This window comes from Cedecea sp. AS113 (assembly GCF_037152415.1).
GTDB lineage: Bacteria > Pseudomonadota > Gammaproteobacteria > Enterobacterales > Enterobacteriaceae > Cedecea.
On the sequence record NZ_JBBCMI010000008.1, the window covers coordinates 74,632 to 88,987 of the forward strand.

Sequence of the window (14,356 nt, forward strand, 5' to 3'; positions counted from 1 at the left end):
AAGAGTAATCCCCCCTTGCTGCAAGGTATTGATGCGAAAATCAGCCCTTCATCTTGGTATCACTCTGACGTCAGGGTATGATCCTTGGCAATTACCCCGATTTTACCCAACCTGGATACCGAACCAGGCAAAGATGATTTTTTTGAGGTTTTAATGGACAACGCTGAACAGCAATTTCTGAACAATCTGGATACTAAGTTCTGGAAAGCCGCAGACAAGCTACGCGCCAATATGGATGCGGCAAACTACAAACATGTGGTACTGGGTCTAATCTTTCTAAAGTATGTTTCAGATGCTTTTGACGCCCGTCAGAAGGAACTGAAAGGACTGTTTGAAGATAACGTCAACCCGGACAACATTTATGCGATTTCTCGTGACGATTACGACACGGAAGAGGCGTACCAGCAGGCGATCGCAGAAGAGCTGGAAGTTCAGGATTATTACACCGAGAAAAACGTCTTTTGGGTGCCAAAGCTGGCTCGTTGGGAAACGCTCAAAGCCACAGCAGCTCTGCCTATAGGAACGATTCTAGGGAAAGACGATAGTGGTAAAAATATCGTGATGACGTCGGTATCGAAGCTTATTGATATTGCGCTAGATACAATTGAGAACAGCAACCCGAAGTTGAAGAATATCCTCAACCGTATAGGGCACTTTCAACTAGGTAACGATCTGTTGATCAGCCTGATCAACGTTTTTTCAGATACCAGCTTCAGCGAACCTGAATACAACGGCTTGAAGCTCAATTTGAAGAGCAAAGACATCCTCGGCCATGTCTACGAGTATTTTCTCGGTCAGTTTGCGCTGGCAGAAGGTAAACAAGGCGGTCAGTATTACACGCCGAAAAGCATCGTTACGCTGATTGTTGAAATGCTCCAGCCCTATAATGGACGTGTTTATGACCCGGCGATGGGTTCCGGTGGGTTCTTCGTTTCCAGCGATCGCTTTATTGAAGCGCATGCTGATGAAAAGCATTACAACGCGGCTGAGCAGAAACGCAATATCTCCGTTTACGGGCAGGAGTCCAACCCTACCACTTGGCGTCTAGCTGCGATGAACATGGTGATTCGCGGCATCGATTTTAACTTCGGTAAACAAAACGCCGATACGTTCCTGAACGACCAGCACCCGGATCTGCGTGCCGATTTTGTTATGGCTAATCCACCGTTCAATATGAAAGAGTGGTGGAATGCGAAGCTGGAAGATGACGTCCGCTGGCAGTACGGCACTCCGCCACAGAGCAACGCCAACTTTGCCTGGATGCAGCATATGATCCACCATCTGGCACCGAAAGGTTCAATGGCGCTGCTGCTGGCGAACGGTTCGATGAGCTCCAATGCCAACAGCGAAGGCGAAATTCGCCGGGCGATTATTCAAGCGGATCTGGTTGAATGCATGGTAGCACTGCCAGGACAACTTTTTACTAACACCCAAATCCCGGCCTGTATATGGCTGCTGACCAAAGATAAATCAGGTGCAAACGGCAAAGCGCACCGTAAGGGTGAAGTTTTGTTTATTGATGCTCGCCAGATTGGCTTTATGAAAGACCGCGTATTGCGTGATTTTTCGCCGGATGATATCAAAAAGATTGCCAATACTTTCCATGCCTGGCAGACGGATAAAGATTATGAAGACAAAGCAGGCTTTTGCTTTGCGGCCACGCTGGACGATATAAAGGAAAATGATTTTATCCTAACCCCTGGCCGCTATGTCGGTACGATTGAACAGGATGAAGATAACGAACTATTTTCGGAGAAAATGGCACGGCTGACTATGCAACTTAAAGGACAACTAGCAGAGAGTGCTGACCTAGAGAAAAAGATTAAGGTAAATCTGGAAGGGCTGGGATATGAAATTTGAACCTCAGAAAATAACGATTGAAGATTCAATGGATGCAATCATAGATTATAGAGGAAAGACACCTCAGAAATCTTCATCGGGTATACCTTTAATTACGGCGAAGATCGTTAAAAATGGGACAATTCTTCCTCCCACAGAGTTCATCCCTTCTGATGATTATGATAACTGGATGGTCAGAGGGTTACCTGAAGTAGGTGATGTTGTGTTAACAACAGAAGCTCCTTTAGGTGAAGTTGCCCAGCTGTGGGATACGAAAATAGCATTAGCTCAAAGAATAGTTACATTAAGAGGAAAAAGTGGGCTTTTGCATAATGACTACCTTGTTTATTTGTTACAAAGTTCAACTATACAGAATCAGCTTAATGCAAGATCAACAGGAACTACTGTCAAAGGAATTAAACAAAGTGAGCTGAGAAAAATAGTTTTAGACATTCCGTCATTAGACTATCAGAAATGGGCCGCTGAATGTTTACAGTCATTAGATCGAAAAATAAAAAATAATAACCAAATCAGTCAAACCTTAGAACAAATGGCACAAGCTCTGTTTAAGAGCTGGTTTGTCGACTTTGAACCGGTAAGAGCTAAAATTTCCGTACTGGAAGCTGGTGGCTCGCAGGAGGACGCAACTCTTTCTGCCATGAGGGTTATTTCTGGGAAAGATGCTGATGCGCTGGTGATTTTTGAGCGTGAACACCTTGAGCAGTATACCGAGTTAAAAGCTACAGCTGAGCTGTTTCCATCGGCTATGCAAAAAAGTACGCTTGGCGAGATTCCAAAGGGTTGGCGTCTTGGGATGTTAAGTGATATTGCAATATTTGCCAACGGGAAGATCGATGTTTCATCTCTAACACCTGAAACATATATATCTACTGAAAATATGCTGGAAAACCGAATGGGCATTTCTTCAGCTTCTTCATTACCATCAGCAAATAGCGTTCCAAGTTTTAGATGTGGGCATGTTCTTATTTCAAATATTCGCCCCTATTTTAAAAAGATCTGGCTATCTAGATTTAATGGTGGTCGTTCGGCGGATGTATTAGCCTTTGAGCCAAGAGGTGCCGTAAGTGTGGAGTATATTTACAATCTTCTTTATCAGGATTCATTTTTTGATTATATGATGCTCACTTCTAAAGGCGTAAAAATGCCTCGAGGTGATAAAACAGCGATTATGCGGTGGCAATGTATTTGCCCTGAAAAAGAAATTTCTGACGCTTTCACTAATGTTGTTAGCCAATATTACCCATACATTGAAAATAATATCACAGAAAATAAAACATTAGCCCAACTCCGAGATACTCTTCTTCCTCAATTTATGTCTGGTGGAATTGATATAACAAATGCTGCTATCTTACCTTGTAGAAAGACTGAGGAAGAATAAAATGAGCAGAATTTCAGATAATTATTGGGATAAAATACCTGAATGGGATAGCTCCGCTCCTGAAAGGAGTTTTATTATTACCGCTGATGAATTCAGTGGTAGAATACCAGTAACCAAGATTGAGGACTGGCATGAATTTACTAACGTATTAGAAAGTAATTTTTTTAATCAGCCAGATATACAATTAGTTTTTCGGGGACACCGCCGTTTTGACTGGAGTATGACACCTACTCTTGGCAGGGTTACATCTAATGATATAGTAACCAAAGATCTTGCAGAGCGTCAGCTAGCTCTTTTTAGAAAAGCAATTAGAGGAAGGATAAAAGACCATAGTTTATTAAATGATGGTCCCGAAGATGATGAACTATGGTCCATAGGTCAGCACCATGGTTTAATGACACCTTTATTAGATTGGACTTACTCTCCATACGTTGCTTTATTTTTTTCCTTTTGCAAAGAGGACCAGATACAAGAGGAAGATAATCCTTATCGTTCTATTTATATATTAAATAAAACATTCATTGCTGATAATGAAATATGTCAAGACATAAGGTTATTTGAGCCCAAAAAAGATGATCACGGTCGATTAGTAAGTCAAGCCGGGTTATTTACTTACTCACCGCATGACGCAACAATTGAAAATAAGCTGGCCGAAATATTGAGCAACGAAGAAGTTCATGGCGAAGATTTCTCTAATGCTTCAGAGGATGAAGAAGCTTATATTTTAGCAAAATACATCTGCAAAATTTATATCAAAAATGAAAACCAAGGTGAGTGCTTAAAATATCTTCGTCGTATGAACGTACACCATGCCAGCCTTTTCCCAGATTTAATTGGTGCTGCAGACTATTGCAACGTGTTTATTTCTGAAATTGAGAAAAGCAAAGTAATTAAAACGATTACCCCTGATACCACAGAGTTCCAGCAGGAAGCTCCGCACCTCACATTTGAAAGTACCATTCCAAAAATAAATGCTTCCAACTCGATAATAGATCTATTATTAACACCAGACGAAGCCAGAGGAATGGATATTGAAAAATTGCATTTCATGGCTAATGAAATAGCTAACACTCTTGCAAAAGGTAAATTAATAGACTGGCAAGAACGTGACTCATTGAAAGAAAGTATGCTTGCAAAAACAAGAATCATATTGAGGAAAGCAGGTTATCCAGAGTCTGCACGTGAGTATGTTATTAAACATATACTTTCTATTGAAGATAGTGATGACAAGGAGGCATAAATGAACGAGTCTACGCTTGAAACATTATGTCTGGGCTGGTTTGCCGAACAAGGCTGGGAAATTCATCACGGGCCGGATATTGCCCCTGATGGCAGTAACCCGCAACGCGCCAGCTATCATGAAGTGTTCCTGACGCCCGTGTTAACCTCCTGCCTGCAAAAAATAAACCCGCATCTACCTGCAGACGTCTTCGAACAGGTTATATCCCGTATTACTCGTGCTGAAAGCCCGGATCTGATTGCCAGTAACAAAGCCTTCCATCACTGGCTGCTAGAAGGTGTTCCGGTACAGTACCGTCGCGACGAAGAACTTATCCACGACCACGCTCTGTTGGTAGATTTTAACCAGCCGCAAAACAACCGTTTTATGGTGGTCAATCAAATGACTATCAGCGGAACGAAACAACCGAGACGCCCGGATATCATCTGTTTTATTAACGGACTGCCGCTGGCGGTTGTGGAACTGAAAAGCCCCATCGACGACAAAGTAGATATCTGGGATGCGTACCACCAGTTACAGACCTATAAAGACGAAATCCGCGATCTGTTTATCAGCAATGAAGCGCTGATTGTCAGCGATGGCTATCTGGCGCGTGTGGGTTCTCTGACGGCCACGGAAGAACGTTTTATGCCGTGGAAGACCATCAGCAATGAAAATGATAAGCCCCTGCTGGAATGGCAACTGGAAACTATGGTACGGGGGTTCTTTAACCGGGAACAGCTGCTCGACTATATCCGTTACTTCGTTCTGTTCGAAAACAACGATGAAAAGCTGATTAAAAAAATAGCTGGTTATCACCAGTTCCACGCGGTGCGTGAGGCCGTGCAGGCGACGATCGTCGCTGCTACCGGTAAGCAACTGCTCCTGCACAGCAACATTCAGCCAGGCAGTAAGAAAGCCGGTGTGGTCTGGCATACGCAGGGTTCCGGTAAAAGTATCTCCATGTGTTGCTACGTCGGTAAATTGTTGCAACAGCCGGAGATGGGCAACCCGACGATTGTGGTCGTGACCGATCGTAACGATCTGGACGGCCAGCTTTACGGCACCTTCTGTCAGGCGCAGGAACTGCTCAAACAGACGCCAGTGCAGGCGGATGACCGCGAAGCACTGCGTGAACTGCTTGCAACCCGCGATGCTGGCGGCATTATCTTTACCACTGTGCAGAAGTTCTCCCCGGAGGAAGGGGAAAACGCCCATCCGGTTCTCAATGGGCGCAGCAACATCGTTGTTATTTCCGATGAAGCGCACCGCAGCCAGTACGGCATGAAAGCCAACCTGGACCGGGAAACTGGCGTCTATAAATACGGTTACGCTAAACATATGCGTGACGCGCTGCCTAACGCCTCGTTTCTGGGATTCACTGGAACGCCGGTTTCGGCAGAGGATCGCGATACCCGCGCTGTATTTGGCGATTACGTCTCGATTTACGATATTCAGGATGCGGTGGACGATGGCGCAACGGTGCCTATTCACTACGAATCCCGGTTGGCGAAACTCGATCTTAATCATGAAGAACTGGCGGCGCTCTCCGATCAGGTTGATGAACTGATTGAAGATGATGAGCTGGACCTGCGTGAAAAAACCAAAGGTGAATGGAGCCGTCTGGAGAAACTGGTTGGTGCTAAACCTCGTCTCCAACAGGTTGCCGCCGATCTGATTTCTCACTTTGAGAAGCGCAATACCGTAATGGACGGCAAGGCGATGATTGTCGCCATGAGCCGTGAAATCTGCGTCCATCTTTACGATGAAATTATTGCGCTACGCCCGGAGTGGCACGATGACGATCCTGAAAAAGGACAAATCAAAATCGTGATGACCGGTACAGCGTCCGATAAGGCAATGCTGCAACCGCATATCTACAACAAGCGAACTAAAAAACGACTAGAGTCACGCTTCAAGAATGTGAACGATCCGCTGAAGCTGGTGATTGTGCGCGATATGTGGCTGACCGGCTTCGACGCCCCCTGCTGTCACACTATGTATATTGACAAGCCAATGCGCGGACATAACCTGATGCAAGCTATTGCCCGCGTCAACCGGGTATTCAAAGATAAACCCGGCGGGCTGGTGGTGGATTACATCGGAATCGCCAATGAACTGAAACTGGCGCTGAAAACCTATACCGATGCAAACGGTAAAGGCGATGCGACCATTAATGCCGAAGAAGCGCTGGCAATCATGCTGGAAAAGCTGGACATCATTCACGGTATGTTTGCCAAAACAGCAACGTCAGCGGGTTTTGACTACACCGGCTTTGAAGCTCACGCACAAAAGCTGTTGGTGCCTGTTGCAAACTACGTGCTCGGCCTTGAAGACGGTAAGAAACGCTTTCTTGATAACGTATTGGCAATTACTAAAGCCTGGTCGCTTTGCTGTACGCTGGATGCGGCACAGCCTTATAAACTGGAGATTGCTTTCTTGTCTGCAGTGAAGGCCGCTATCAGCAAATTTACCAGTGTGGACAAAAAAATAAGTCAGGCCGAGAAAAACTCCGCGCTGAAACAGATTCTGGATAATGCCGTAATTGCTAATGGCGTGGATGATATTTTCACACTGGCCGGGCTGGATAAGCCCAATATTGGCTTACTTTCTGATGAGTTTTTGCAGGAAGTCCACGATATGCCTTATCGCAACCTGGCGGTAGAGCTGCTGGAAAAACTGATTAATGATGGTATCCAGTCCCGCACGAAAAATAACGTAGTGCAGGAGAAGAAGTATTCTGAACGTCTTCAGACCGTGCTGATTAAATACAACAACCGGGCTATTGAGACGGCGCAGGTGATTGAAGAGCTGATCCAGATGGCGAAGGATTTTCAGTCCGCAATGGCGCGTGATGATGCGCTTGGTCTGAATCCTGACGAGATCGCCTTCTACGACGCACTGGCAGAAAACGAAAGCGCCGTCCGAGAGTTAGGGGATGAGGTACTTAAGAAACTGGCGATAGAAGTGACGCTGAAGCTGCGGCAATCTACAACCGTAGACTGGCAGGTACGGGAAAGCGTTCGTGCAAGGTTGCGTATCCTGGTTCGACAGACTCTGCGTCGGTATAAATATCCGCCGGATAAAACAGCGGGTGCGGTGGAGTTAATTTTAAAACAAGCGGAAGTTATTTCGAATCATTGGACTATGTGAAGCAATTTACATATAAATTAATAGCATAAGGGAATATAATGAAAGTAAGTGATTTTATTTTTCAATTTAAACCTAATAATTATTCACATGAAGAGGCCTTATGTAGAGTAAGGATATTCTTGCATGGGAATACTCAATTTTCACTATTAACAGATCTAGGTGATAAAAGCGGACCAACTAGTGTGACAAATTCTGTAGAATATATCCGCGAGCAACTAATTAATGATGGCTTTATTTACAATGATACTGTAATTATTGAACATTATGAAGAAGGATTTTCTGGCTACGGCACTTTTGATATTGTAACATTTAACCATAATAATTATCCTCACTGGGAAAAAACGACACTCAAAAAAATGCAGTTAATGCTTGATTGTTCTCTCGAAGAATTATTAGACAGTACATTAAAAAACAAAAGGCTCTTTCAAAAGATAGAATATCTTCATCAACAACTTTATCCTTACACCAAAAAGACTTATGTTGAAGACAGCAATACCATCACTAAGAGATTACAAATAAAAGAGCATTCCATATCAAAAAAAGAAATTTCTGATTTTATTGAAACAAACCCAACCGAACGTGAAATAGCTGATTTTATAAAAAAAGATTTATCGTTTTTCGCTAGTTTTTATGCTAATCCCAAAGAAGAGTATATTATTTTATCAGAATTAAAAATTGCTAATGGTTTCGTTGATTATGTCATCTTTTCCGGTCGATCACGAATGGATGTTACTCTCATAGAAATCAAAGGTGCTAATTTTAATCTTATGAACCAATCTGGATACGGTAATCTGTCACAAAAAACAAATGAGGCGATACAACAGGTTAGAGAGCGAATTAGTGTGATATATAGAGGAGATTATGAAAAATATAGAAACTACTTTCATGAGATAAGAGAACAGGTCGAAACTGGTTCTGGCTTCTCAAACGCATTACTTGGACCAAGAGGAAATTTAAGCGTTGACCCTGATAAAGATATAAATATCAGAAGTGTTGTTATTGCTGGTCGTTCTAATAATGATCTTGAAGAAAGTAAACAACGACATAATGTTGAAATTACATCCAGTCCACCGATCAGATTAGAAAGCTGGGATAGTTTAATAAATAAACTTTAAGATAATGCTTTAAATATTTAGCTTAAAAAATAAAACTTGATAAAAGAGAGCCCCCCACCTCTTTTATCAAGTTTTAGAAAAAACCACAACATTCATTTTACAGAATCCAAACATTTTGAGTGCGTTATTTAAAAAGTCTTATCTTATACATCCTCTTCTGGCATATTCAGCCGAATAGCTATACATTTCAACCCATTGGGTTGATAGTCAATAAATTTTCGCATTTGAAAATAGTTAATGCTTTCCTGCTTGTTTGCATCATCTATAATCCATGAACTCCCATACACCTACCTAAAACACGGAATCCTCCCATTCAGTTTGAATTATTACAGAAAATAAAAAAGTAGGTATTTTTAAACTGCTCGCTTCACATATTTGATTACTTCTGCTATATCAGGCCCACCTTGTTGCCCATAGACAAACTCTTTTATGACTCTTTATCTTTTAACAAACTAATAATTCCATCAAGATCAAACCTTAAAACATCTTCTTTTGGATTTATCAATAAGTATCATTTCGCAATTCAAATCTTCTTTATCTACATTTATAATTATCACACAGAAAATTTCACTATTATTCATTGAATTCAAGGATACTTCCTAAAATCACAACAATAAACTTCAGTTTTTTCGAGGGCGTCTTATTAGCTTCCGCTTCTAAACACCTCTTCCCTATGCCATTCCACAAACCGCTCGCCGGGATAATTTTCTTTAATCGGTGGCAACGCAATCGCCTTTCCCGCAAAATCCCAGAACAGCCGCTGCACCACCCCGCCACCATTTACCGCGCCGGAAACCATCACACGCATATTTTCATCCAAACCAATCGAACCACGATCAAACGCTTTATGGTGGATTGCGCACAATGCCAGGCCATTAGATACTTCACAGGGGCCATGATGCTGCTTCCATCTGATATGGGCAGCTTCCAGAGCAATCGGCGCATTGTCGTGGCGCATGTTAAAGCCGCAGATAGCGCACTGATAATTGTAAGCACGTAGCACCATCTGGCGGAACTTCGGATCGCGTTGTCGAAGAGAGGTGCGAATATCAAAACCCATCTCGTCAGCGATGTCTTCCTGAATACTGGCCGGGAAATGCGCCTCCAGGAGCTGCTGCGCCAGCGTATCAATTAACCTGTGATTTTTTGCCACCAACCCAAAATTATCGGCATCAAATCCACCCGCGACATTATATTCGATGAGTTCACGTCGGGGCGGCTGGCGGCTACCATTGGTTGAGCACAGTTCCGCGTTTTGTAGTTCCCAGAACCCATCGCCCTTCAGACGCCAGAACGGCATATCCGGGCGCTGGTCACGGCGCTGCGGTCCATAACGTTTCAGGAGATCCAGCAGGGGTTCGTAGATTTCAGAACCATAGTTAAACAGGCGATCATGACCCTGCCGATAGTGTGAGAGGACGTGCAGTAGCAATAATGGCTTATGTGGCGCACGCTGTTCGCCTTTGCGCCAAATAGTAATATTTGATATTGCTTGCTTTAGGGTTTTGTCAGAGGTCATTGCAATGAAGAATCCATGAGCACATGTTTGCGATGATGCTCGCAACTATATGTACATTCAAGGCATTATTGCAGACATCCTTTTTGTCTGACGGCTCTGTACCTGGCAGATGGAATGCTGATAGCAACGGTAAAAAATACAGCGACCAACCAGTCCTAAGCGGACTGGTTGGTCTTTTTAATTTAAACATCAACCGAGAAATAAAGGCATTCAACTCATTCGCCATTACCCCGGTTGATCTTCGCATAATCAAACGGCGTAATCCCTTTCCTTCGATTGGCATCCAGAAAATCCGCCCACCACTGCAACATCAGCTTGCGTTCGTCCAGATGTTCCGCTTTATGGATATATGCAGCCCGCACCGAATTGCGTTCCATATGGCTCATCTGCCTTTCCACCGCATCCTTCGACCATAGTCCTGACTCAATTAGCGAGCTACAGGCCATTGTGCGGAAGCCGTGACCGCAAACCTCAACTTTAGTGTCATAGCCCATCACCCGGAGCGCACTGTTTACGGTGTTTTCACTCATTGGCTTATGCGGATCATGATCGCCAATAAAGATCAGCTCATGTTCGCCACAGAACTGCTTTATCTGTTTCAGGATCGCCAGCGCCTGCTTTGAAAGCGGCACCAGATGCGGTGTACGCATCTTTGAACCTCGCTGAGAATGTTTCACATCAGGAATGGGCTCTCGCTCAGGTGGGATGGTCCACATTGACGTTTCAAAATCGATTTCTGACCAGCGAGCAAAACGCAGCTCACTGGACCGAATAAAGATAAGCAGAGTGAGTTCTGTCGCCCAGCGGGTTAGCGGCCTGCCGGTATAGCTATCTATTTTCTCAAGCAACTCAGGGATGCGCTTTAATTCCAGCGCCGGACGATGTTGTCGATTACCGGAAGCAACCGCCCCAGCCATCTCTTGTGCCGGGTTATAATCAATTAACCCACTTTGCACCGCATACCGCATGATGGCCGTAGTGCGCTGTTGAAGACGGGCAGCAACCTCAAGGCGTCCAGACATCTCTACGGCTTTAATGGGTGCTAATAAATCGCGAGTTTTTAACTCAGCGATATTACGCTCACCAAGCGCTGCAAAGAGATTATCTTCCAGACTTTTTAGCACACGATGGGCGTGATCTTCAGACCACTTTTTATTGGTGCCATGCCACTCGATCGCCACCTCTTTGAAGGTTCGTGCTTTACTCTGTTCAACCTTATCATTTTTCTTTTTGTCTCCCGGATCGACGCCATTCGCTAGCAGCTTACGCGCTTCGTCACGACGTGCTCTGGCATCCGCCAGTGTGATTTCAGGATAAACCCCAAGTGCCAACATCTTTTGCTTGCCGTCATAACGGTACTGCAAACGCCAGTACTTAGAACCATTAGGATGGACAAGTAGGTGCATACCGCTGCCATCGGTCAGCTTATATTGCTTATCCGTTGGCTTGGCTGTTCTGACTTTGATATCTGTTAACGCCATGCTTATGCCCTCCCTGTTGGTATAAGTATTATCGAACCGGGAATACCATCATCTGTACCAACATGTGTTGGTAGATGTACGTTGAAGTCGGTTGACCTTGAGAGAGTTAATATAGCGGGAATGATGGGTAAATACTGGATTTCAGGCACAAAAAAAGACGTCCGTTGACGTCTATTGATGTTCCGATGGTGCCGAAGGCCGGACTCGAACCGGCACGTATTTCTACGGTTGATTTTGAATCAACTGCGTCTACCGATTTCGCCACTTCGGCACTGAAGGGGTATGCGGAAACGTTGTGGATTATACCTGTCGCTGGCGGCCTTGCAAGCGGCGCTGTGCGTAAGTGACGTTAAGTGCTGAATTTTTCAGCGACCTGCCGTTTTCCTCATTTCCCCATCCATGAACAACTCTACGGTTTACATTCCCGCTCGTTTGCGATGTGATTTGCTTTCAGCATGGCTACACAATGGAGCCCCCATGTCCAATCCCACTCCCCCCATGCGAGTCGCCATCATCGGGCCAGGGCAGATCGCCGAGAACGTGCATGCGGCTTACTATGCGACTAATCCTTCTTTGACTTTGGTGGCGGCCTGCGGGCGCGATCTGGCGCGTACTCGGGCATTTACGGATAAGCTTGGTATGCCGGCGGCATATGACGATGTCGGGCAGATGCTGCGTGAGGTGAAGCCGGAGATCGTCAGCGTTTGCTCGCCCAATATTCTGCACTATGAGCACGTGATGCAGGCTCTGGAGGCGGGTTGCCATGTGCTGTGCGAGAAGCCTCCGGCAATGACTGTCGCGCAGGCCGACGAGATGCGGCGGGCGGCGAAAAAAGCCAATCGAATGCTGGCCTACAATTTCCACCATCGCTTTGCGCTGGACAGCGCCCTGCTGCGCGAGCAGGTTGAGTCCGGGGCGTTGGGGGATATCTATGTCACCACGGCCAAAGCCCTGCGCCGCAGCGGCGTGCCGTCGTGGGGGAATTTCATCAGTAAGGATTCGCAGGGCGGCGGCCCGCTTATCGATCTCGGCATTCATATGCTCGATGCGGCGCTTTACGTGCTCGGCTTCCCGAAAGTGACGCGGGTGATGGCCCACAGCTTCCGCAGGCTGGGCAACACGAAAAACAGCGGGCAGTTTGGCGAGTGGGATCCGGCGCTTTATACGGTGGAAGACGCGCTGTTCGGCGTGGTGGAGTTCGAGGGCGGCGGAATTCTACGCCTGGACACCTCTTTTATTCTCAACGTGGAAGAAACCTCGCAAATGAACGTCGAGTTCTGCGGCGAACGCGCCGGTGCCACGCTGTTCCCGGCGCATATTTATCACGACCGCGACGGCAAGCTGGAAACGCTCCAGCGCCGGGAGACCGCCGACGATCGCCGCCATTTCCGCGCCATGGAAAGCTTTGTCCGCCACGTTCAGGGCGAGGTAGCCATGGTAGCCGATGCTGAACAGGGTTATGTCGTGCAGCAGATCGTCGCCGCGCTCTACGCTTCGGCGGAACAGGGCGGCGGCTGGGTAAAGCTTTAACCCTCCTGGGCACATTCCACCAGGTCGCTCCTACGTCCAATGTTCTACACTGGTTGCAGAGCCAATATGGAGGAAGAGCGATGTCTGTTATCAAAAGTTATGCCGCGCCAACGGCCGGTGCGGAGCTGACGCTTAAGGATTTCGACGCGGGCGATCTGCTGCCGGAGGATGTCGAGGTGAAAGTCGAGTACTGCGGCATCTGCCACTCGGATCTGTCGATGATCGACAACGAATGGGGGTTCTCACAGTATCCGCTGGTTGCCGGGCATGAGGTGATTGGCCGCGTGCATGCGCTGGGGTCGGCGGCACAAAACAAGGGGCTCAAAGTCGGCCAACGCGTCGGCATCGGCTGGACGGCGAGAAGCTGTGGCCACTGCGATGCGTGTATCAGCGGCGGCCAGATAAACTGCCAGGAAGGCAGCGTCCCGACCATCGTAAACCACGGCGGCTTCGCCGACAAAATTCGAGCAGACTGGCAATGGGTAATCCCGCTGCCGGACTCCATTGATATAGAGTCCGCCGGGCCGCTGCTGTGCGGCGGCATCACGGTGTTTAAACCGCTGCTGATGCACCACATCACCGCCACCAGCCGCGTGGGCGTGATCGGCATCGGCGGCCTCGGGCATATCGCTATCAAGCTGCTGCACGCCATGGGCTGCGAGGTGACGGCGTTCAGCTCTAACCCGTCCAAAAAAGAAGAAGTGCTGGCGATGGGCGCGGATAAAGTGGTGAACAGCCGCGATCCGGCCGAGTTAACCGCGCTGGCGGGCCAGTTTGATCTGATCATCAATACCGTCAACGTCGACCTGGACTGGATGCCGTACTTCAAGGCGCTGGCGTACGGTGGCAACTTCCACACGGTTGGCGCAGTCATGAAGCCGTTCGAGGTGCCGGCCTTCACCCTGATTGCCGGGGACCGCAGCATCTCCGGGTCAGCAACCGGCTCCCCGCACGAGCTACGTTCGCTGATGAAGCTGGCGGGCCGGGCGAAGGTGCAGCCGCAGATCGAGCTGTACCCGATGTCGAAAATCAACGAAGCCATCCAGCACGTACGCGACGGCAAAGCCCGCTACCGCGTGGTGTTGAAAGCGGATTTCTGAT

At 46.7% G+C, this 14,356-nt stretch carries 9 protein-coding genes and 1 tRNA gene; 7 read left to right on the top strand and 3 right to left on the bottom strand.

The window, feature by feature from the left end:
• Nucleotides 1-153 precede the first annotated feature (153 nt).
• From WFN87_RS11580 to WFN87_RS11600, 5 genes are read left to right on the top strand one after another with little or no spacing between them, the layout of a single operon-like run.
• Entirely contained in the window at nt 154-1,860 is a 1,707-nt protein-coding gene (locus WFN87_RS11580) for a class I SAM-dependent DNA methyltransferase (RefSeq protein WP_336982982.1), read from the top strand.
• Nucleotides 1,850-3,238, top strand: coding sequence for a restriction endonuclease subunit S (locus WFN87_RS11585; protein WP_336982932.1), 1,389 nt, complete (start codon nt 1,850-1,852; stop codon nt 3,236-3,238). The genes WFN87_RS11580 and WFN87_RS11585 overlap by 11 nt, the downstream gene beginning before the upstream one ends.
• Nucleotide 3,239: 1 nt before the next feature.
• Entirely contained in the window at nt 3,240-4,478 is a 1,239-nt protein-coding gene (locus WFN87_RS11590; RefSeq protein ID WP_336982931.1) for an FRG domain-containing protein, read from the top strand.
• Nucleotides 4,479-7,610 carry a type I restriction endonuclease subunit R gene (locus WFN87_RS11595; RefSeq protein WP_336982930.1) on the top strand — a complete coding sequence of 1,044 codons (3,132 nt, stop codon included), beginning with the start codon at nt 4,479-4,481 and terminating at the stop codon, nt 7,608-7,610.
• 38 nt (nt 7,611-7,648) lie between these two features.
• Nucleotides 7,649-8,725 (top strand): Shedu anti-phage system protein SduA domain-containing protein, encoded by a 1,077-nt coding sequence (locus tag WFN87_RS11600; protein ID WP_336982929.1) that lies wholly within the window; start codon nt 7,649-7,651, stop codon nt 8,723-8,725.
• A 643-nt stretch (nt 8,726-9,368) separates the two neighbouring features.
• Here WFN87_RS11600 and WFN87_RS11605 read toward each other — a convergent pair.
• The 3 genes from WFN87_RS11605 to WFN87_RS11615 all read right to left on the bottom strand — a co-directional run bounded on the left by WFN87_RS11605 (nt 9,369) and on the right by WFN87_RS11615 (nt 11,996).
• Nucleotides 9,369-10,244 (bottom strand): phosphorothioated DNA-binding restriction endonuclease, encoded by an 876-nt coding sequence (locus WFN87_RS11605; RefSeq protein WP_336982928.1) that lies wholly within the window; start codon nt 10,242-10,244, stop codon nt 9,369-9,371.
• A 215-nt stretch (nt 10,245-10,459) separates the two neighbouring features.
• On the bottom strand, nt 10,460-11,725 hold the full coding sequence (locus tag WFN87_RS11610) for a tyrosine-type recombinase/integrase (protein WP_336982927.1): 1,266 nt from the start codon (nt 11,723-11,725) through the stop codon (nt 10,460-10,462).
• 186 nt (nt 11,726-11,911) lie between these two features.
• Nucleotides 11,912-11,996: transfer RNA gene (locus WFN87_RS11615), tRNA-Leu, on the bottom strand.
• Between the two features lie 206 nt (nt 11,997-12,202).
• On the opposite strand from WFN87_RS11615, the gene WFN87_RS11620 reads away from it, so the two are divergent.
• Complete coding sequence (locus WFN87_RS11620) at nt 12,203-13,255, top strand: Gfo/Idh/MocA family protein (RefSeq protein ID WP_336982926.1); 1,053 nt, start codon at nt 12,203-12,205, stop codon at nt 13,253-13,255.
• A gap of 80 nt (nt 13,256-13,335) precedes the next feature.
• Nucleotides 13,336-14,355 carry an NADPH-dependent aldehyde reductase Ahr gene (ahr, locus tag WFN87_RS11625; protein WP_336982925.1) on the top strand — a complete coding sequence of 340 codons (1,020 nt, stop codon included), beginning with the start codon at nt 13,336-13,338 and terminating at the stop codon, nt 14,353-14,355.
• Nucleotide 14,356: the final 1 nt, after the last annotated feature.

Coding starts and splice junctions, on each gene's coding strand:
- WFN87_RS11585 (WP_336982932.1), top strand. CDS start 1,850: ATGAAATTTGAACCTCAGAAAATAACGATTGAAGATTCAATGGATGCA.
- WFN87_RS11600 (WP_336982929.1), top strand. CDS start 7,649: ATGAAAGTAAGTGATTTTATTTTTCAATTTAAACCTAATAATTATTCA.
- WFN87_RS11595 (WP_336982930.1), top strand. CDS start 4,479: ATGAACGAGTCTACGCTTGAAACATTATGTCTGGGCTGGTTTGCCGAA.
- WFN87_RS11620 (WP_336982926.1), top strand. CDS start 12,203: ATGTCCAATCCCACTCCCCCCATGCGAGTCGCCATCATCGGGCCAGGG.
- WFN87_RS11610 (WP_336982927.1), bottom strand. CDS start 11,725: ATGGCGTTAACAGATATCAAAGTCAGAACAGCCAAGCCAACGGATAAG.
- ahr (WP_336982925.1), top strand. CDS start 13,336: ATGTCTGTTATCAAAAGTTATGCCGCGCCAACGGCCGGTGCGGAGCTG.
- WFN87_RS11590 (WP_336982931.1), top strand. CDS start 3,240: ATGAGCAGAATTTCAGATAATTATTGGGATAAAATACCTGAATGGGAT.
- WFN87_RS11580 (WP_336982982.1), top strand. CDS start 154: ATGGACAACGCTGAACAGCAATTTCTGAACAATCTGGATACTAAGTTC.
- WFN87_RS11605 (WP_336982928.1), bottom strand. CDS start 10,244: ATGACCTCTGACAAAACCCTAAAGCAAGCAATATCAAATATTACTATT.